Source organism: Yoonia sp. (assembly GCF_036007805.1).
Taxonomy (GTDB): domain Bacteria; phylum Pseudomonadota; class Alphaproteobacteria; order Rhodobacterales; family Rhodobacteraceae; genus Yoonia.
In genome coordinates this window covers 1-19,113 of sequence record NZ_DASYOK010000331.1, presented here as the reverse complement: position 1 = coordinate 19,113, position 19,113 = coordinate 1, and the positions used below count along the sequence as shown (strand labels likewise).

Annotated in this window: 17 protein-coding genes and 1 pseudogene; 9 read left to right on the top strand and 9 right to left on the bottom strand. The window is 58.6% G+C overall.

The features are described 5' to 3' along the window. From VGP75_RS17705 to VGP75_RS17680, 6 genes are all read left to right on the top strand, one after another. The coding region (locus VGP75_RS17705) for an LLM class flavin-dependent oxidoreductase (RefSeq protein ID WP_327544912.1) at window positions 1-957 on the top strand (957 nt) is incomplete at its 5' end. Then, the gene (locus VGP75_RS17700; RefSeq protein ID WP_327544911.1) at window positions 957-1,847 is read left to right on the top strand and encodes an aldo/keto reductase; all 891 of its coding nucleotides are present in this window, start codon (window positions 957-959) and stop codon (window positions 1,845-1,847) included. The genes VGP75_RS17705 and VGP75_RS17700, both read left to right, overlap by 1 nt. Beyond that, complete coding sequence (locus VGP75_RS17695) at window positions 1,847-2,350, top strand: flavin reductase family protein (protein WP_327544910.1); 504 nt, start codon at window positions 1,847-1,849, stop codon at window positions 2,348-2,350. Before VGP75_RS17700 ends, VGP75_RS17695 begins: the two co-directional genes overlap by 1 nt. A gap of 106 nt (window positions 2,351-2,456) precedes the next feature. Further along, the gene (locus VGP75_RS17690; RefSeq protein ID WP_055292205.1) at window positions 2,457-3,053 is read left to right on the top strand and encodes a TRAP transporter small permease; all 597 of its coding nucleotides are present in this window, start codon (window positions 2,457-2,459) and stop codon (window positions 3,051-3,053) included. Then, complete coding sequence (locus VGP75_RS17685) at window positions 3,053-4,624, top strand: TRAP transporter large permease (RefSeq protein WP_327544909.1); 1,572 nt, start codon at window positions 3,053-3,055, stop codon at window positions 4,622-4,624. The genes VGP75_RS17690 and VGP75_RS17685 overlap by 1 nt, the downstream gene beginning before the upstream one ends. Window positions 4,625-4,646: 22 nt before the next feature. Continuing rightward, window positions 4,647-5,702, top strand: a complete 1,056-nt coding sequence (locus VGP75_RS17680; protein WP_327544908.1) for a TRAP transporter substrate-binding protein — start codon at window positions 4,647-4,649, stop codon at window positions 5,700-5,702. A gap of 125 nt (window positions 5,703-5,827) precedes the next feature. On the opposite strand, the gene VGP75_RS17675 is transcribed toward VGP75_RS17680, so the two are convergent. Next, on the bottom strand, window positions 5,828-7,069 hold the full coding sequence (locus VGP75_RS17675; protein ID WP_327544907.1) for a PqqD family peptide modification chaperone: 1,242 nt from the start codon (window positions 7,067-7,069) through the stop codon (window positions 5,828-5,830). 111 nt (window positions 7,070-7,180) lie between these two features. On the opposite strand from VGP75_RS17675, the gene VGP75_RS17670 reads away from it, so the two are divergent. Next, window positions 7,181-7,456 carry a hypothetical protein gene (locus VGP75_RS17670; protein WP_327544906.1) on the top strand — a complete coding sequence of 92 codons (276 nt, stop codon included), beginning with the start codon at window positions 7,181-7,183 and terminating at the stop codon, window positions 7,454-7,456. 617 nt (window positions 7,457-8,073) lie between these two features. Here VGP75_RS17670 and VGP75_RS17665 read toward each other — a convergent pair. From VGP75_RS17665 to xylF, 8 genes are all read right to left on the bottom strand, one after another. Further along, window positions 8,074-9,261: a glycerate kinase type-2 family protein gene (locus VGP75_RS17665; RefSeq protein WP_327544905.1), complete on the bottom strand. Its 1,188-nt coding sequence runs from the start codon at window positions 9,259-9,261 to the stop codon at window positions 8,074-8,076. Beyond that, a complete protein-coding gene (locus VGP75_RS17660) occupies window positions 9,251-10,462 on the bottom strand; it encodes a phosphatidylglycerol lysyltransferase domain-containing protein (RefSeq protein WP_327544904.1) in 1,212 nt (403 codons plus the stop codon). The genes VGP75_RS17665 and VGP75_RS17660 overlap by 11 nt, the downstream gene beginning before the upstream one ends. Then, window positions 10,459-11,412: a hypothetical protein gene (locus tag VGP75_RS17655; protein ID WP_327544903.1), complete on the bottom strand. Its 954-nt coding sequence runs from the start codon at window positions 11,410-11,412 to the stop codon at window positions 10,459-10,461. Before VGP75_RS17655 ends, VGP75_RS17660 begins: the two co-directional genes overlap by 4 nt. 66 nt (window positions 11,413-11,478) lie before the next feature. Beyond that, window positions 11,479-12,780, bottom strand: a complete 1,302-nt coding sequence (gene xylA / locus VGP75_RS17650) for a xylose isomerase (RefSeq protein ID WP_327544902.1) — start codon at window positions 12,778-12,780, stop codon at window positions 11,479-11,481. Then, entirely contained in the window at window positions 12,777-14,216 is a 1,440-nt protein-coding gene (gene xylB, locus VGP75_RS17645) for a xylulokinase (RefSeq protein ID WP_327544901.1), read from the bottom strand. Before xylB ends, xylA begins: the two co-directional genes overlap by 4 nt. Further along, window positions 14,216-14,965, bottom strand: a complete 750-nt coding sequence (locus tag VGP75_RS17640; RefSeq protein ID WP_327544900.1) for an ATP-binding cassette domain-containing protein — start codon at window positions 14,963-14,965, stop codon at window positions 14,216-14,218. The genes xylB and VGP75_RS17640 overlap by 1 nt, the downstream gene beginning before the upstream one ends. Next, complete coding sequence (locus tag VGP75_RS17635; protein ID WP_327544899.1) at window positions 14,965-16,230, bottom strand: sugar ABC transporter permease; 1,266 nt, start codon at window positions 16,228-16,230, stop codon at window positions 14,965-14,967. The genes VGP75_RS17640 and VGP75_RS17635 overlap by 1 nt, the downstream gene beginning before the upstream one ends. 91 nt (window positions 16,231-16,321) lie before the next feature. Beyond that, entirely contained in the window at window positions 16,322-17,350 is a 1,029-nt protein-coding gene (gene xylF, locus VGP75_RS17630) for a D-xylose ABC transporter substrate-binding protein (RefSeq protein ID WP_327544898.1), read from the bottom strand. 208 nt (window positions 17,351-17,558) lie between these two features. Between xylF and VGP75_RS17625 the strand changes: the two genes are divergently transcribed. After that, on the top strand, window positions 17,559-18,824 hold the full coding sequence (locus VGP75_RS17625; RefSeq protein WP_327544897.1) for an ROK family protein: 1,266 nt from the start codon (window positions 17,559-17,561) through the stop codon (window positions 18,822-18,824). Then, window positions 18,821-19,113 (top strand): annotated as a pseudogene (locus VGP75_RS17620) (hypothetical protein); the annotation flags it as partial. The gene VGP75_RS17625 and the pseudogene VGP75_RS17620, both read left to right, overlap by 4 nt.

Sequence of the window (19,113 nt, the reverse complement as noted above, 5' to 3'; positions counted from 1 at the left end):
GGTCAGGACACGCTATCCTTTGTTGCAGGCATGGCCCCGCTGACCGAAAAGATCAATTTTCTCGCCGCGATCCGCTGTGGCGAGGTCCAGCCGATCATGCTGGCCCGCACCATCGCCACGCTTGACCACATGCTCAAAGGGCGTCTGACGCTCAACGTCATCAGCTCGGACTTCCCAGGCGAAGTCGCAGACAGTGCTTTCCGCTATAAACGGAGCCACGAGGTTGTTGAAATCCTGCGTAAATGCTGGACGCAGGATGAAGTCAGCTATGACGGCGAGATCTACCAGATCTCCAAACTCACCACCGATCCCGCCAAACCCTATCAGCAAAACGGCGGGCCGCTTTTGTACTTTGGCGGCTACTCGCCTGCGGCTCTCGAACTTTGCGGCGCGCAGTGTGATGTCTATCTGATGTGGCCCGAAACCACCGACATGCTAGAACAGCGCATGAAAGACGTGCACGCCCGCGCCGCCGAACATGGCCGGACACTCGACTACGGGCTGCGCGTCCATATGATCGTACGCGATACCGAGGCAGAAGCCAAAGAATACGCCGACTATATCGCCTCGAAACTCGACGATGAATACGGCAAACTGATCCGCGACCGCGCCCATGACAGCATTTCGCTGGGCGTCGCACATCAGTCACGGGCCCGCGAACTGGCGGATAAATACGGCTACACCGAACCCGGTCTCTGGACAGGCGTCGGGCGCGCCCGTTCCGGCTGTGGTGCGGCATTGGTCGGCTCGACCGATCAGGTCATGTCCAAGATTGAGGCCTATCAAAAGATGGGCATCCGTGCCTTCATCTTCTCGGGCTACCCGCATATCGACGAGGCCGAACACTTTGGCGCCCGCGTCATGCCGCATCTGAAAACCTGCTCGCTGCCCCACGCCTACGGGCGTGTCCCGGCCGAAACACCCGCAACACCCCTAGGAACAGGACCCCGCCGTTAATGACCCGTATTTCGATCACCAACGACCTTTCCTTCAGCCGCATTGTCTATGGCATGTGGCGTCTGGGCGATGACACCGACACTTCTGTGGCGCATGTTCAGGCCAAGATCGAGGCCTGCCTGGCCCAAGGCATCACGACGATGGATCAGGCCGATATCTACGGCGGCTATGAGGCCGAAGAGGTTCTGGGCGCAGCGCTGAAAGCAGCACCTGCCCTCAAAGACCAGATCGAGATCGTCACAAAATGCGATATCGTGGCCCCCGCAGGGCGCTATGCCAGTGCGCGGGTAAAATACTATGACACCAGCCGCAGTCATATTCTCGCCTCCGTGGACCATTCCCTGCGCCTGATGAACATCGACAAGATCGACACACTGCTGATCCACCGCCCCGATCCGATGATGGACCACCATGAAACCGGTGCAGCACTGGATGAGGTCGTGGCTTCCGGCAAGGTCCGCTCGGTCGGTGTGTCCAACTTCAAACTGCACGACTGGACCCTGCTGCAATCGGCCATGAAAACGCGGCTGGTCACCAACCAGATCGAACTGTCGCTGACGGCACATGCAGGGTTCACCAACGGCGATGTCGCCTACCTGCAAGAACGCAACATCCCCATCATGGCGTGGTCCCCTTTGGGCGGCGGCAGCATGATGACCGGCACAGGGGCAGCCCAGGACGCGCTGGCCAAAGTGGCGGCCGAGAATGGCGTAGACAATGCCGCCGTCGCAGTGGCATGGTTACTGGCGCATCCGGCAAACATCATGCCGGTCATGGGCACGAATAATATCAATCGTATCAAATCACTCTCAGACGCTTTGAAAGTGAATATGGACCGTGAAACATGGTTCGAACTTTACACAGCCGCACTCGGCACAGAGGTACCATAATGGACGCAGGCACGATCGCCACATTCGACCCCAGCACTGACAGCGACAGCTTTCGCGGCGCCTTGGGCACCTTCGTCACCGGTGTGACCATCATCACCACCGATAGCCCCGAAGGACCTGTTGCTATCGTCGCCAACAGCTTTGCCAGCGTGTCGCTCGATCCACCACTTGTGCTGTGGTCGCCTGCGAAGTCCTCGCGGCGGTTTGAACATTTTGCAGGCTCGCGCCGCTTTGCCGTGCATGTCATGGCCGCCGACCAGCGCGATATCTGTGCGGCGATCATCAAATCCAAGACCGCGATCAAAGACGTGCCAACGCATCTGTCGCACTGCGGCATGCCGATCATCGCAGGCGCGCTCGCCACATTCGAATGCAATCTCGAGGCCACACATGACGCTGGCGACCACGTGATTGTCGTGGGCCTTGTCACCAAGGCCCACCACCGTGGCGGCGATCCGCTCGTCTTTCATGCAGGAAAATACGGAGAGTTTAGCGCGACCTGATCTTATCATTTTGCCCTAAATACTCTGGGGGAGCCGCAGCATGCGGCGGGGGCAAAGCCCCAAGAACACAAGGGCGCAAGCCCGCACATAAACAGGGGAGGAGCCGATGTCGGTCCTGTTTGGTCTTTTGTGGCCGCTTGAACGGTTCAACACCGTGGTCCTTGCCATCGGCAAGGTGATCGCGGTGATCGCCCTTGCCATCATGGTCGCGCTGATCCTGGGGCAGGTCTTCTTCCGCTATGTACTCAGCGATGCGCCCAACTGGACCGAAGAAGGTGCACGTTTCGGCATGCTCTGGATGACCGGACTGATGGCGCCACTTGCCTTCCGGATGGGCGGGTTCGTTTCGATCGACATGCTCGAACGCGCCCTGCCCCGCGTTGTCTCCGGCCTGCTCACGCTGCTGATCCTCGGCATCGCCCTTTGGGTGCTTGTCATCGCGTGGGAACGCGGGCTGAACAACCATGTTCAGACGCTTTCAGGGCGCGGGTGTTCGTCCTCGCTGCGCTGGCCCTTCGGGATCGAGATCGGCAAATGCGGTGCCAAGTTCCAGAACAACTATCAATACGCATCGCTCTTTGTGGGGGTGAACCTGCTGATCCTTGTGAATGTGGAACTGATCATCCGCCAGATCATCAAGCTCTTGGGCCAAGGCGACCGCCTCACCCCGCTCAATGCCGATGACTTTCAGGGAGCCGACTGATGCTTTTATGGTTCCTTCCCCTTTTCCTTGTCCTGATCATGATCGGCCTGCCGGTGGTCTTCGCACTGCTGGCCTCGCCCTTCGCGCTGATCATGCTCGAAGGTGACAACCGCAACGTCGTCGCAGGGCTTTACCGCAACCTTTACAACGGCATGGACAGCTTTCCACTGATGGCACTGCCTTTCTTCATGCTGGCAGGCGAGATCATGAACCGTGGCGGCATTACCCTGCGGCTGGTGGAATTCGCGCAGGCCTTCATGGGCCATTTGCGCGGGGGCCTCGCCCACGTCAATATCCTGTCGTCGATGCTTTTTGCGGGTCTTTCAGGCTCTGCCGTGGCCGATACCTCGGCCATCGGCTCCACCATGATCCCCGCGATGGAGAAAAACGGCTACACCCGCAGATTTGCTGCAGCGATCACAGCCGCATCCTCGGTCATCGGCCCGATCATCCCGCCCTCGGGCATCATGATTATCTACGCCTATGTGATGGGCGAAAGCGTGGCCTCGCTCTTCCTTGCGGGTATCGTGCCGGGCATCATGGTCGGCGTCGGGTTGATGGTGATGGTCCGCCTGATGGCCGACCGCTATGACCTGCCCAAGGCGGAACGGATCGTCACCAAAGACCAGACGATCACACCGGTGGAATACTGGGTCAGCTTCGCGCTCGTGCGGATCAACCTCGCAGGTTTGCTGATGGCGCTCTATGCGGGGCTGTCGGGCCTGGTCGGTCTGTCTTCAATCAACGAGGCCGGCGACAAGGTGCATAGCCTCAACCTCTGGATCGTCTTCGCGGCCCTCCTGATTGCCGCCCATTTCATGCTGATGGGTTATCGCAAGCGCGTGACCCATGATTTCCGCATGGTCTGCAAAAAGGCCATCGCGCCGCTGCAGACCCCCATCATCATTCTGGGCGGTATCCTTGTGGGTGTCTTCACCCCGACCGAGGCCTCTGCCGTGGCTGTGGCCTACGCGCTGATTGTGAGCTTCTTTGTGCTGCGCTCCATGAAGTTGCGCGATCTGGGCGAAGTGCTGACGCGTTCTGCGCTGGCCACCTCTGCCGTCCTTTTACTGGTCGGGGCGGCGGTTGCATTCAAAACTGTCGTATCCTTGTCATACGCCCCGCAGATCCTCAGCGACTATATCCTGTCGTTGTCAGAAAACCCGCTGATGCTTTTGTTCCTGATCAACATTCTGTTGTTCATCGTCGGCATGTTCCTCGATGCAGGCCCTGCGATTATCATTCTGGGCCCAATCCTCGGGCCGATCTTCGTTGATCTGGGCGTGCACCCTGTGCACTTCGCCATCATCATGAGTGTGAACCTGACCGTGGGATTGGCCACGCCGCCCATGGGGCTTGTCCTCTTCGTGGCCAGTACAGTGTCCGGCGAACGGGTTGAGACCATTGCCAAAGCGATCCTGCCATTTCTTGCGGTGGAAATTCTGGTAATCTTCCTGATCACCTATATCCCCGCCATTTCCATGACGGTGCCATACCTTGCTGGTTTCCTGGGCTGCGGCCCGGAGGTCGGGTTTAGCGCCTGCATTAGCCCACCACCGGGCATCAACTAACAGCATCAACAGGGAGAGAATAATGCTGAAACAGTTCACGAAAGTCGCGGCCACCGCCGCACTGCTGGCGACCCCGCTGGCGGCTTGGGCACAGGATTTCACGATCCGCGCCACAGCCAACTCGAACGAAGACGACGAAGACTATGACGGTCTTGTCGTATTCAAAAACTACGTCGAAGCAGCCTCGAACGGACGTATTGCCGTGGAACTCTTCATCGGCACCCAGCTTTGCGCGACAGGTGCGGAATGCCTTGAAGGCGTCTCTGAAGGCTCCATCGACGTCTACATTTCCACATCAGGTGGTGCTGCTGGCATCTTCCCCTATGTGCAAGTGCTCGATCTGCCCTACCTGATGTCCTCTGACCGCGTGGCCGAGGCCGTTCTGTCGGGTGATTTCGTCCGCACCATGCGCGACAGGGCGCTTGAGGACAGCGGCAATACTGTGCGGCTGATGACAATCGGCAACACCGGCGGATGGCGCAACTTTGCAAATACCGAACGCCGTGTGACCGGACCGCAAGATCTGGCAGGCCTCAAATTGCGCACCGTTGTGGCAGAATTGCCAGTGCAACTGGTCGAAGCCATGGGTGCTTCCGCGACACCGATCCCATGGCCAGAGCTGTTCACTTCACTGCAAACAGGCGTTGTTGAAGGTACGGCAAACGGTATCACCGACATCATGGGCATGAAGTTCCCTGATGCGGGCCTGCAATACCTCACCCTCGACGGCCACTCCTACATGGGTGCGCTGTGGTGGATGAACAACGACAACTTCATGGCGATGCCAGAAGACCTGCGCCGCGTCGTGGTCGATGGTTTCTCTGCGCTGCAACAGGCAACATTCGCCTCACCCAAGCGCAAATCCATCGAAGCCTATGAAGCCTTCGTTGCAGGTGGCGGTGACATCTATGTGCCATCTCCGGAAGAGAAAGCCGCTTTCGCAGAAGCCGCAGCCCCCGTCTATGACTGGTTCCGCGAAAACGTGGACGGCGGCAGCGAGATGCTGGACGCGCTGATCGCAGCCACAGCCGAGGTCGAGGCCGAACTGGCCGCCGCCTATGCCAGCGACCTGAACTAGGGTCCTTTTCACAAAGACAAAAGGCCGCTCCTCCGGGGCGGCCTTTTTTGTCGGGGTACACCTGTCTAACAAGTTTGATGTATGTCCTGCACCGTGCCCTTGCCGGACGCCCCCATCCGGCGGGGTCAGGACGGCGCAATCAGCCGTTGTTGCCATAAGAACGCCAATGCGCCCGCAACATCTGCACAAAGCTGCTCCTCAGAGATATCCACGTATAATTCCTGCATGACTTCGACCATCCCTGCACCGTTCAGCCCCTCATCCAGCAGTGTCCAGATAATCGCGGAGACGGGGTTCAAACGATGGATCGCAAACCCGTCGCCATCGGCAAGATACAAAGCCGTGCCGGTCTCGCAGGCGGTAAAATTCGGCAGTTTTGCAAAGTGTCGATCCAGATCAACCGGCCTGTCAACCACCACATCCGGAAGGTCCAAAGGTGCCAGCGGCAAGGTTCCAGACACATCCGCCCCGGCCATCCGCGCCGCAGGCAAATCACGCAATAGCGGGGTCTCATTCAAAAGCGCTGCCGCCTCCTCGACACTGTTGTAGCGCAACCGCAGGACAGGCACCGCGCGGGTCAGTGCATCTGCCACCCGCAAAATGGCCCCGGCATGCACCTGACGGCCAAAATTCTGTGTGACCAATGACGCCATCGCCTCTTCTTGGGTCACAGGGGTCAAGGACGCAGGTTCGGTCATCGTCTGATCGCCCTCAAGCACGACAATCGCGCCGACCGGTGCGCTCATGCCCGATTGCGGCAAATCAATGCCCGTCAGATAACCGTATTGCTTATTCCGCACAGCAATCCGGTCCATGATCCAAATGGGCAGGCCCGCAGAAAGATTGTCCGGCAAAGGCAGGCGCAAACGGGGCGCAATCCCGTTGGCGATCCCGCTGATCGCACCGCTTTCTGGCGTGACCTGCAAGGGGACAAAATCATCAGAGAATACGGCATTCCCACGCTGTGCCAGCGTCGCGGTCAAAAGGCTTTTGCCGGCACGGCGGGCATTGGGAAAGATCACAAGCCGGTCGTTGAAAGTCAGCGCCGCGGCATGCAAGCACAAAAGATCCGGACGACTGCGCAGGCGTTCCCACGACATTTCGACCACAAGATCACAGATCGCGTTCACCGGATCATATTCGGTGACCGGTTTGGCGGCCAGCGGCGCTTCGAGCCGCCACTTACCCGCGCCCGCCGGACCGATCGTTGCAAAAGCATTGGACGCAGACGCGCCATTGTCAGTAACTGTGAACGGCCAAGCCGCCATCACCGGATCCAGCAAAGGACGCACGACCGCAGGATTGGCAACACGCAAGGGTCTATCCAGACCGGCAAACCCAAGATACTGGATTGGACTGTCAACCATCGCAAAGCGGCCCCTGTGAAGGGGCCGCGATATGGGTCGTCCAGCCCACACGGGTCAGACTGAACAAAGCGATGTGTAAGGACACATTCATCTTAGTCGGGCGAACAAACCTTGCCACTGGCATTGTATGTTCTGCCATCCCAGCTTGTCCCTGCAGCACAACCATTCGCATCGGAGGAAGAGTCGCTTGGACCGGAAGACATGCTCGGAGTGCTTGGTGCGCTCGGGTTGCTTGGTGCGCTCGGCTTGCTTGGCCCACTGGGGTCACTCGGTGTGCTTGGAGCACTCGGGTTACTGGGTGCGCTTGCCGGGCTGTTAGGTGAAGGTGAGGAACTCCCGTCCGAGGCATGCGCCATCGACATCGTTGTAAATGCAGGCACCGTATAAGCTGCTGCGGCCAAGCCACCGATGCGGGTCAAAAGCTGACGGCGTGAAACTGCGGTTGTCTTGTCTGTCATCGTATCCTGTCTTTCTTTTCTGTGTCCTTGGTGCGGTCTTACGTACCTTGGTTTGAGATGTCGCCGCTTCAATACGGCAGGTGAGTGCAACCACCTTGGCCCCAACAAACAGGGCCACTCAATCGAGCAAAGGTTTAGACCAGCGAAATAAACCGAAGGTATATACGGGTTTTCACCCCCTCTTGACCCACTGAAAATAAACATAAATCCCATTTTCATTGGGAAATGTTCACCCATTCAGCGAAATTGATACATCAACGCTTTGTCGTCAGCAATCCGCACCTCGGTACGCGCGCATTGATCCAGCGTCAGGCCTAGAGTGATCAATTCTAGCGAATCCAGCGCATCGGTTCTTCACCTTCGGCATTGGCTTTGGGCCAGTTCACATCGCATAACGCGCAAGCATGGGTGTCGTCACCCGCCTCTACGATTTCATCCGCAACCACGCCGAACCCAGTGGCCTGCTAGCCGATTGCATTCCGAACCGCTCGTTATTATTGGCCGAAAAATATCCCCGCCGGAGGCTCCGGCACCAGCCCAAACGGCCTACCCCCGCCGGATCATCACCCCAAGGTCGGCCACGTTGGTGCCGGTCGCATGCGTTATCAGAAGATCACCCGCCTCTTTCAGCGCGACATAGCTGTCATTATTCGCCAACAACCCGTCCAGATCACCGATCTTGGCAAGTGTGTCCTGATCAACAACACCCCCCGCGGCATCAGTTGGCCCGTCACGGCCATCACTGCCCGCTTGCAGGCAGGTCCAGTCTGTCCAACCGCGCAGCGCAGCCTCTTGCGCGATGCGCAAAGCCAGTTCCTGATTGCGTCCCCCGCGCCCCGTACCACGCAAAACGACGGTGGTTTCACCCCCCCACACGGTCGTGCCGATGTCCGCCTGATCACAAATCATCCGCGCTGCATCCGCCACATCACCAGTAATCGCCGTCGCAATCACATGGGCCGCGGGGGCTGCATTCTTCATCGCCGCGACGCTTTTCGCGTTCGACCCCACCAATATATTGCGGGCTTCCGGCAAGGGCACGGGCGGCGCTGCCTGCCGCAAATGAGCACGCACGACCTCAGGCAGGTCCTCCCACAGCCCATGCGCCTGCAACAAAGCAATCGCCTGCCCGGCTGTCCCGATCGGTCCAACCGTCGGACCGCTCGCAATGGCCGAAAGATCATCGCCGATCACATCTGACAGGATCAGCGCCGTCACTCTTGAAGGGGCCGCATGACGCAGAAACCCGCCACCTTTCAGGTCAGACAACTGCTGGCGGATCAGGTTCATCGCTACGATATCAAGACCGGACCCAAGCAAAAGGTCATTCACCCGTGCTTTATCCGCAAGGGTCAACGCCCCTGCCGGCGCAGGTAACAGAGCTGACCCGCCCCCCGATATCAGCGCCAGCACCGGACCCTCCACCGCATCCAAGGCTGCAGTAACGGCCTTCGCTGCCGCTGCGCCGTTTTCATCGGGCACGGGATGCCCCGCAGCCATCACAACAGCCCCATCTAGATCACGGGCGTTCTCATAATTCGTCACAACGATGCATGTCACACCGGCAAACCGCACCAAGGCCGCCTTGGCCATCGAGCGCGCTGCCTTGCCCACCGCGACGATTAGGGCAGGGAAAGGCACATCGTCCAAAGCCTCTGATACAGCCAGAAACGGATCAGCGGCCTGCAGCCCCGCCTCAAAAATCCGTCTCACCTCTGCGTGGTCATCCTGCATCACTGCTCCCCTTCTGCTTGGCCATCAAAACCGCCATGCGCTGCACCACCTGCAATTCCAGCTCTGCCGAAGGCGACGCACCAAGCGACGGCATCGCCAAAGCAACCAGCACCCTCGGGCGCGGGACCGCCAACATCACATGGGTCGCAGAATAGCGCGCGAACAGATAGGCGATATGATCATCGGCCACCGGTCCCAACACCGGCGGATCACTCCGACGCAAGACAGGGGCGGCTGCAAAAATCCGGTCAAGCACATCATCCTGCAAACCCTGCAGGCTCTCTTCGCTGACAACAACCGCGCCTTCAACAAGCGGATGGTCTTGCAGATCGCGCAAGAAAGTCATCGGATCGTCGGTCCGCGCCATAGCGAGTTGGCGCAACAGACCAACGCTTTGTTCTTCCAGACGCAATGCGCGCGCATCATTCAGGATTGCCACAACAAACAGCATGGTCATGATCGCGGCAATAGAAAGCAAATATCCATCGCGCCCCAACTGCGCAAAAGCGGCTATCATCGCCCCCACGCCGCAAGCCGCCCCGACCATCACGCCAAGGTTCACAAGTGTCGCGCGATGCCCAAGATGCGGTCGCCCCAATCCGATGGCCAGCCAGCACAGGATCAGCACCCCCAGCGCAGAAAACTGGATCGGCAAACCGATGGAGAGCAGCAGAAAATCACCCGCCGCAAGCGGAATGAACAGGATCAGCGACAGCCCCAAGCGCACGACCATTGCGTTTTCAGTCACGGACAAAGACGCTTTGTCGCGGCTGATGATCAACCACCCCGACATAACAAAGCCCAGCAACTGAAACCCCAAGAGCGCAAACAACCTTGCTGGATCAATGCTGCCCGAATACCACAGCGATGATACCGCAAAGACCACAGCCCCGCCCCCGATCACCGCCTTGACCAATGGCGGCGCGTGGCGGCGCAACAAGCCCTCGGTCAGGATCAAGACTGCCAAAGGGATGATTGCGGCTCCTAGCAGGGTGAGAATACGAAACGCCTCAATCCCTGTGAGGATCATCAGCGCGCGCCCTGCAAAAAGCACCATCGTAACCCGCACACCAAACAGAAACCGCCGGTTGATCGGATCATCGCGATCACGGCGCGTCAGCACGGTTTGCAACACAAAGAGTCCCGTCAACGCCGCCGCAGACAGGAAAAGCTGCGTCATGATCGTGGCGGCGGCAATCATTTGTTGCGCCGCGTGTAGGGGCGCAGGTGTGCCCATTCCTGCGTACTATCGGCCCAATGGATCGCTGGCAAAACAATACGTCTGAGCGCCACGATCCCACCCGTCAGCAGCAATCCGATCACCGCGGATTTCGGCACTTCGCGTGTCAGGTATGTGCGCATTGCGGCCACATCCATCTGGCCCAGTTGCAGCACATCATCGCCACGGGCATAGTCCAGTTCCTCTTGGCAGAAGGCGTTATAGCGCGCATCGCGGTGCTTGGGCGCGCTCTCCCATGTTTTTTTCAGATCATCCGAACCGCCGGTATAGGCATCGGTAATGACAAAGCGCTCTTCATCAAACCCCGCGTCTGCGCCCACACCAAAAACATGGCGCTGGGTCGCCATAATCTCGCGCGCCAACAGCAGGTGTGTCAGCGTGCGTCGGTCCCCATTCGGGCCGGGCCAGACATCGGAAAACATCTCGCTGACCATGCCCACGACAGCAGGCACTTGGGTGACATTCGACACCCAAACCGGGCGGAACTGGCGGCGGAACAAGATCAGAAAGCAGGTCAGACCATAAAGCACCCAAGACAGGTTTTTCGATCGTTCGGTCGGATCCACCATGACCAGACCGAGATGCAAGACTTCGGTCGGGTGCGGTGCGGTTTCCAACGCCATTACCGCCAGTGCGTTAAATGCAACGGGGGTGTCATCGCGGCGCGAGACCAGCGTGATGATCACCGCTTCCATCCGCGACTTATCCCCTGAAAACACGCCATAAGTCAGGCTGCCCGCATCGAGCGTGCGCGCCGCCACTTGGCGCAGATCAGCGCTCAGCGCGGAAAGGGCGGCGTCATCCATCCACACCCCGGGACGCTCGATAATACGGACCACATAGTCGGCACCGGCGCGCAATGACACATCCATGTATCTACGCCCGAGAGTTCTGAAAATTGTGCCGATCACGCTGTCACACCTCTGCCGCCCGCAGCCACGTTAGGCACGGGCGGCAGGCGGCACAAGAGTGCGGGATCACAGGTAGCGGTTCACCAGATTTTCCAACCGCTCCTGACGGCCGGAACGGGGCTCGGGGTTGATGCCCTCGGCCTGTACTTTGGCCGTGATGCTGTCCAGATCACTGGCCAGCAGCGCCTTCCCTTCGGCCGTGTCCCAACCTGCATAACGGGCCTTGCGTGCAGCCTCGAGTTTGCCGTCCTCCAGCATCGCCGCAGCCGCCTTCAGGCCCGCCGCACAGGCATCCATCCCGCCCACATGCGCGAGGATCAGATCCTCTGCATCCAGCGACTGGCGGCGCAGTTTGGCGTCAAAGTTCGTACCGCCTGTGGTGAAACCACCGGCGCGCAGCACTTCGTAATAGGCCAAGGCCATCTCGGGCACATTGTTGGGGAACTGGTCGGTATCCCAGCCGGACTGATAGTCGTTGCGGTTCATGTCGATGGACCCGAAAATCCCCAATTCGCGCGCCAGGGCCAGTTCATGTTCAAAGGAATGGCCCGCGAGGATCGCATGGCCCTGCTCGATGTTCATCTTGACCTCGCCCTCAAGCCCGAAGTCTTTCAGGAAGCCATAGACCGTAGCCACATCATAATCATACTGGTGTTTCGTGGGTTCCTGCGGCTTTGGTTCGATCAGGATCGCGCCTTTGAAGCCCATCTTGTGTTTGTAATCCACAACCATCTGCAACATGGCCCCCGCCTGCTGGCGTTCACGCCCCATGTCGGTGTTCAGCAGCGTCTCATAGCCTTCGCGCCCGCCCCAGAGGACATAGTTTTCACCACCGAGTTTCATGGTCGCATCCATGCAGGTCTTGATGGTGGCCGCAGAGTAGGCAAACACATCAGGGTCAGGGTTTGTGGCGGCACCCGCCATAAAACGCCGGTGCGAAAAGAGGTTCGCCGTGCCCCACAGCAGTTTAACGCCTGTCGCATCCATCTTCTCGGCAAAGTAATCGACGATAGCCGCAAGGTTCCTTGTACTCTCGGCAAAGCTTGCACCTTCGGGCCGCACATCGGCATCGTGGAAACAGAAATACGGCACGCCAAGGATCTGGAACATCTCGAAGGCCACATCGGCCTTCATCCGCGCGGCATCCATGCTGTCGCCGAACCACGGACGGTCGAAGGTCTGTCCACCGAAAGGGTCGCCACCGGGCCATGCAAAGGAATGCCAATAGGCGGCCGCAAAACGCAGATGATCCTTCATCGCCTTGCCCATCACCACCTCGTCGGGGTTATAGTGACGGAAGGCAAAATCATTGTCTGACGACGGGCCTTCGTAGGTAATAGCGGGAATGCCCTTGAAAAAATCGGTCATGTCAGTCCTTTCAACGCGCCATAGCTTGCGCGGTATCTTGTATGCGCCTCACGAAAGGCGCTGGTGAGTGAGGGTTCAGGATCAATCGTGCGGGCAATCTGCGGGGCGGTTGCAATCTCGACCCCTGCACCAGTTGCGGCCATCATCCCAAGGCGGGCGGCGCCAAATGCGCCGCCAAAATCACCTGCGACAGGCAGTTGCACCGGCAAATCAAGTGAGGTGGCAATCGCCCGCACCCAGTAGTCGGATTTTGATCCGCCCCCGACCGCGATCAGGCGTTTGATTTGCGTCCCTGTAGCCGACAACGCGTCATAGCTGTCACGGATGGCATGGGTAACGCCTTCAAGTACAGCCCGCGTCATCGCGGACTGATCGGTGGCGTGGTCAAGATGCAGGAACGATCCACGGATATTGGCATCGTTGTGCGGTGTGCGCTCGCCGCCCAAATACGGCAGGAACAGGGGCCGTCCCGGCGCCTGCAAATCCCCGAGAACGCCCGTCAGAGTGGCTGAGGGTTTATCCGTGATCCTGGCAAACCAGTTCAGCGCATCAGCGGCTGCAAGGATCACGCCCATCTGGTGCCATGTCTCCGGCAGCGCGTGACAGAAGGTGTGCACGGCTGTCGCCGCATCCGGCTGATAGGCATCCGAAGCCGCAAACAACACACCAGAGGTGCCCAGCGACACAAAAGCATCACCTGCTTTCACCACACCGACGCCCACAGCACTCGCGGCATTGTCACCACCGCCACCTGCCACGATAACACCTTTGGGCAGGCCCCAGCGGTCGGCCAGCTTATCGCGCAACTGCCCTGATACCTCAGAGCCTTCGACAAGGCGCGGCATCTGTGCCCGCGACATGCCGCTCGCGGCCAAGAGCTCATCCGACCAGTCGCGTTTACCGACATCAAGCCAGCTTGTGCCCGCGGCATCCGACATCTCGGCCACTGCCTCACCTGTCAGCCACAGGCGCAAGTAATCTTTAGGCAAAAGCACACGGGCGGTTTTTGCAAAGATTTCCGGCTCGTGTTTGGCCACCCAGACAAGTTTGGGTGCGGTGAAACCCGCAAAGACAATGTTGCCTGTCAGCGCACGGAACCGCGGATCAGCGTCCAGTGAAGCGGCTTCCACAGCCGCACGCGTATCGTTCCACAGGATGCACGGGCGCAGCACCGCATCATCGCGGTCCAGCAAGGTCGCACCGTGCATTTGCCCCGACAAACCGATGCCGCGCACCTGCGCCAATGACACCTGCCCCGCCAAGGCTTGCATCGCGGCATCGGCTGCATCCAGCCATGCCGCAGGATCCTGCTCTGACCAACCCGGCTGAGGACGTGCCGCAGTCAGTGGCGCTGTCGCTTCCGCGACAATCGCCTGACTATCGTTGATCAAAACAGCCTTGAGACCCGATGTTCCCAGATCAAGGCCAATGAACATTAGGCGGCCCGTTTGGGATTCTTGCCCATGATAATCATGGACAGGATATCATCCTCAGTCACGTCCTCGACACGCTCCGTCCCGATCAACTGGCCGTTCTTCATCACCGACACACGGTCGCAGAGTTCCATCATTTCACGGGTATCGTGGCTGATCAGGAAGATTCCCAGACCTTGCGCCTTCAGCTCTTTGATCAGGTCGGCAACCATCGCCGTTTCATGCACACCAAGCGCTGCAGTGGGTTCGTCCATGATCAGGATACGCGCATTGAAATAGACCGCGCGCGCAATCGCCACAGACTGGCGCTGGCCACCAGACAACGAGCGGACAGGTTCCGAAAAACGCTGAAAGTTAGGGTTCAGGCGTGCCATGATCTTGCGCGATTCCGCTTCCATCGCGGTATCATCCAGCAAACCGAATTTGGTTGTGATCTCACGACCCAGGAACAGGTTCGAGGCCGCATCAAGGTTATCCGACAAAGCAAGTGTCTGATAGATAGTTTCGATATTGTGGGTGCGCGCGTCAATCGGGCTATTGATTTCGACCTTCTTGCCGTCGACAAAAATCTCGCCGGCGTCCTTCTTGTACGCACCCGAGAGAATCTTGATCAGCGTCGATTTACCCGCCCCGTTGTGGCCCAGAAGGCCCACAACTTCGCCCGGCATCACGTCGATAGACACGTTGTCGACTGCTTTGATCCCGCCAAAATGGATCGAGATATTGCGCATTTCCAAAAGTGGGGTGCTCATTATGCGTCTCCTGTTTTACGGCGGTAGAGAATGTCGATCCAGACAGCGATAATCAGAACGCCGCCCACGATCATGTTCTGCAGTGGTGAATCAACACCCACCATGCCCATGCCGGACACGAGTGCCTGCATGATCAATGCACCAAGGATCGCGCCATAGATCGTGCCAACGCCCCCGGCCAATGCCGTGCCGCCGATAACGGCCGCCGCGATCACGCGCAATTCGTCCAACTCACCCAAGGACGACCCTGCCGATCCCAGACGGGCCGAGGCGATGACGGCAGCGATGGCTGTCAGCGCACCCATCAGGGCAAAGACCTTGACCGTCAGCAAACGGGTGTTGATGCCGGACAGTTCTGCCGCATCAGGGTTGCCCCCCATCGCAAAGATGTAGCGCCCAAAGCGGGTTTTCTTGGCGATGATGGTCATGCCGATGGCGACAGCCAGAACGATCAGGACCGAAATCGGGAAACCATAGGCTTCGGTATAGCCTTCGGGCATCTCAAGCCCTTCGGCAGCAAAGCGACGCTCCAGAATGCGGGTCGGCACCATATAGGCGTTCATGACCGCAGTAATCCCACAAATCGCACCCACAAGGATCGCGCCAAGCGCGTATTCGGCCCACATCGGTTTGACAGCAAAGCCATGGCTGATGTGTTTGCGCCGTGTGTTGATCAGAAAAAGGATTGTCAGAATGGAACCAACGATCGCCAGCGCCCAGCTTGCCGTGACACCAATCGTACCGGTCGCGCCGCCAAGCATGATGAAATTGGGATCAAGCGGTGAAATGGTTGTGCCCTTGGACACCCACCAAGCACCACCGCGCCAGATCAGCAAACCACCCAAAGTGACGATAAAGGACGGGATCAGAAGGTAACCGATCAACCAGCCTTGGAACGCGCCAATAGCAGCCCCCAGCAAAAGTCCTGCGATGACAGTAATAATCCAGATAGAGGGACTGCCGAAACCAACGATGTCAGGCAGGATTTGCACCTGAATGACCCCCATGATCATGCCCACGATCCCCAGCAACGACCCGATCGACAGGTCAATGTTGCGGGTAACGATGACAAAGACCATCCCTGTGGCCATCACCGCGACCGATGCGGTCTGCAGTGTCAGCGTAAACAGGTTGCGCGGGGTCAAGAACGTCCCCCCGGTCGCGACGTGAAATACCAAAGCAATGATCACGAAAGCACCGATCATGCCCAAAAGCCGCGTATCGATCTGCAATGTTTTGATTAGCTTACCAAGTCCGCCAGACATTGGTTCCCTCCCCTTTCAACCCGTGGCAGGGTTGGCTTGTAAGAAAGCCCCACCCGACAGTGCGGATGGGGCCTTTGTTTGTAGGTTCAGATTATTCGCAGACTGCGAGGCCTGTCACACCCTGGCAGAGCACGTCTTTTTCAATCCAGCCAGCTTCCAGAACAACGTCCAGGTTGTCTTGCGTGACTGGCAAAGGTGCCAGCAACATGGAGTTCACTTCAACACCACCAGGTGATGTGAATGTGGCAGACCCTTCGATGTCAGCCATAGCTGTGCCATTGGCCAGTGCAACAGCGATTTCGCCTGCATTGCGGCCCAGCGCGCGGCTGTCTTTCCAGACAGATACGGTCTGCGTACCCAAAGCAACACGGTTCAGCGCCGCGTGGTCGCCATCCTGACCGGAGACAGGGATACCGTCCATACCCTGAGCGGCAAGAGCCGCAACAACACCGCCGGCCATGCCGTCGTTGGAAGACACAACTGCGTCAACTTCGTTGTTGGCCTGTGTCAGGATCTGCTCCATGTTGCGCTGTGCGTTCGCAGGCTGCCAGCCGTCGGTGTATGTCTCACCAACGATGGTGATCGCACCGCTATCAATTGCAGCTTGCAGCACCTCTTGCTGACCGCCACGCAGGAAGTCGGAGTTCGGATCGGTAGGCGAGCCTTTGATCATGACATAGTTGCCTTCTGGCGCCAGATCGAACACAGCACGCGCTTGCATCCGGCCAACTTCGACGTTGTCAAATGTCAGGTAGAATGCCCGCGGGTCCTCGATCAGACGGTCATAACCGATCACTGGAATGCCGGCTGCTTCGGCGGCATCAAGTGCCGGGCCGATGGACGCGCCGTCCTGTGCAAGGATAATCAGGGCATCAACACCCTGTGTGATCAGGCTTTCAACATCAGCCAGCTGCTTTGTTGCGGATGACTGTGCATCAGCGGACAGGTAGCTTGCGCCAGCGGCTTCCAGCGCGCCAAGCATTGCTGCTTCGTCTGTCTTCCAGCGCTCTTCCTGAAAGTCTGACCAGCTCACGCCGACAGTGATGCCGTGGGCGTCAGCAAAGGCAGATGTGCTGAAACCGGCAGCCACAATTGCTGCCGCGATAACGGATTTATGCATGTTTTCCTCCCATAGTGTGCCCCATGCATTGGGGCGTGGGCCATTTGACCCTACGGTCATCAGAATGACTTATTAAATTCAGTTGTCAAAATAAAAATTGATGCAAAATGTGAAAAAAACGCTTTGAACGCGCAAAAATTTTGGGCAGTCTGCAAAAGGGAGCGAATTTTAGGGTGCGCGGCAGACCTATTAATTCAGAGATTAAACTATGTACGACAATATGGTTGACCAAAACGACGAATCGGGAGGTCCGAACGGCTGTGGTCCATTGTTGGCGTCAGAGTCGCCCGACGCCAAGCCGTTGCGACAACAAGTCTTCGAACACGTCCGCGCGACGGGGCGTGCCGCACGCACCGATGTCACCCGTGCACTCAACATTAGTGCCGGATCAGCCACAACGCTGACTGCCGACCTGATCTCTGCGGGGCTTTTGCGCGAAGTCGAGGGCCTGCCCCGTGAAAGCGGCCGCGGGCGCCCGCCCGTTGCGCTCGAGGTCGTGCCAGAGGCGCGCTATGTCATCGGGATAAAACTTTCGGATGAGACGCACTCTGCCGTGCTCTCTGATTTTGCTGGCCGCCCCGTTGCAGATGCTACCCTGCCCTCATCGCCCGGGCGCAAATCGCTCGATACGGTTCTGGAAGAAATTGACATCCTGATTGACCGCGTTCTGAAGGATGCGGACATGAGCCTGCCAGAGATCTCGGCGGTTGGTATGGGTATCCCTGGCATCGTGGACCACGACACGGGCACCGTAACTTGGTCACCCTTCCTGATTGAAACAGAGGTTGATATCCGCACTGCCTTTATGGCGCGGTTTGGCGTGCCGGTGTATGTGGACAACGATACGAATGTGCTCAGCCTTGCAGAGCTATGGTTCGGGGCCGGTCGCACAATTGCGGATTTCGTTGTCGTCACAATCGAAAATGGTGTCGGAATGGGCCTTGTGCTGGACAACCGGCTTTTCCGTGGCGCGCGCGGCATGGGACTGGAGCTGGGGCATACCAAGGTGCAACTCGATGGTGCGCTATGCCGCTGCGGCCAGCGCGGCTGTCTTGAGGCATATCTTGCGGACTACGCATTAGCGCGTGAGGCTGCGACGGCGCTGGATCGCAATCCGCGCACCCCGCAAAGTCCTTATGTGATGCTTGATGCGCTTTTCGCACAGGCCAAATCGGGCAATGAGGCCGCGCGCACGATCTTTCGGCGTGCAGGGCGCTATCTGTCGCTTGGGCTTTCGAACGTGATCCAGCTCTTTGATCCGGGCCTGATCATCCTGTCGGGCGAGCGGATGCAATACGACTATCTCTATTCCAAAGAGGTGTTGGCCGAGATGCAAAAACTGACCCTGAGCGACGGGCGCACCCCTTGTGAAGTCGAAGTTCACGCTTGGGGCGGCATGATCTGGGCGCGCGGTGCCACGGCGCTGGCGCTTGAGGCCGTGACAGCCGCGGCCCTAGGAGACGCCCGCGGATGATCCGGCTGTTTGCGTTGCTCATCGCGGCCGCACCGGTTGCGGCAGACCCCTTGTTCGAGGATCGCTCGGCGGGGTTGCCGGAACATATCTATGGCGGGGAGTGGGAGCATTTCGTCGGTGGTGGCGTTGCAGTGTTTGATTGCAATGGCGACGCCTTGCCTGATCTCTTCGCCGCGGGTGGTGCAAACCCCGCGCAATTGATGGTCAATCACGGCGATTTCACCTTCGCGCGCCATGACATCCCGATGCTGACAGGCGTTACTGGTGCCTATCCGCTGGATGTGAACGC

What these genes read in the sequence shown, in the direction of transcription:
- VGP75_RS17660 (WP_327544904.1), bottom strand. Translation starts at nt 10,462, where the DNA reads ATGATTGCCGCCGCCACGATCATGACGCAGCTTTTCCTGTCTGCGGCG.
- VGP75_RS17635 (WP_327544899.1), bottom strand. Translation starts at nt 16,230, where the DNA reads ATGTCTGGCGGACTTGGTAAGCTAATCAAAACATTGCAGATCGATACG.
- VGP75_RS17695 (WP_327544910.1), top strand. Translation starts at nt 1,847, where the DNA reads ATGGACGCAGGCACGATCGCCACATTCGACCCCAGCACTGACAGCGAC.
- xylF (WP_327544898.1), bottom strand. Translation starts at nt 17,350, where the DNA reads ATGCATAAATCCGTTATCGCGGCAGCAATTGTGGCTGCCGGTTTCAGC.
- VGP75_RS17675 (WP_327544907.1), bottom strand. Translation starts at nt 7,069, where the DNA reads ATGGTTGACAGTCCAATCCAGTATCTTGGGTTTGCCGGTCTGGATAGA.
- VGP75_RS17665 (WP_327544905.1), bottom strand. Translation starts at nt 9,261, where the DNA reads ATGCAGGATGACCACGCAGAGGTGAGACGGATTTTTGAGGCGGGGCTG.
- VGP75_RS17690 (WP_055292205.1), top strand. Translation starts at nt 2,457, where the DNA reads ATGTCGGTCCTGTTTGGTCTTTTGTGGCCGCTTGAACGGTTCAACACC.
- xylA (WP_327544902.1), bottom strand. Translation starts at nt 12,780, where the DNA reads ATGACCGATTTTTTCAAGGGCATTCCCGCTATTACCTACGAAGGCCCG.
- VGP75_RS17640 (WP_327544900.1), bottom strand. Translation starts at nt 14,965, where the DNA reads ATGAGCACCCCACTTTTGGAAATGCGCAATATCTCGATCCATTTTGGC.
- VGP75_RS17680 (WP_327544908.1), top strand. Translation starts at nt 4,647, where the DNA reads ATGCTGAAACAGTTCACGAAAGTCGCGGCCACCGCCGCACTGCTGGCG.
- VGP75_RS17685 (WP_327544909.1), top strand. Translation starts at nt 3,053, where the DNA reads ATGCTTTTATGGTTCCTTCCCCTTTTCCTTGTCCTGATCATGATCGGC.
- xylB (WP_327544901.1), bottom strand. Translation starts at nt 14,216, where the DNA reads ATGTTCATTGGCCTTGATCTGGGAACATCGGGTCTCAAGGCTGTTTTG.
- VGP75_RS17625 (WP_327544897.1), top strand. Translation starts at nt 17,559, where the DNA reads ATGTACGACAATATGGTTGACCAAAACGACGAATCGGGAGGTCCGAAC.
- VGP75_RS17700 (WP_327544911.1), top strand. Translation starts at nt 957, where the DNA reads ATGACCCGTATTTCGATCACCAACGACCTTTCCTTCAGCCGCATTGTC.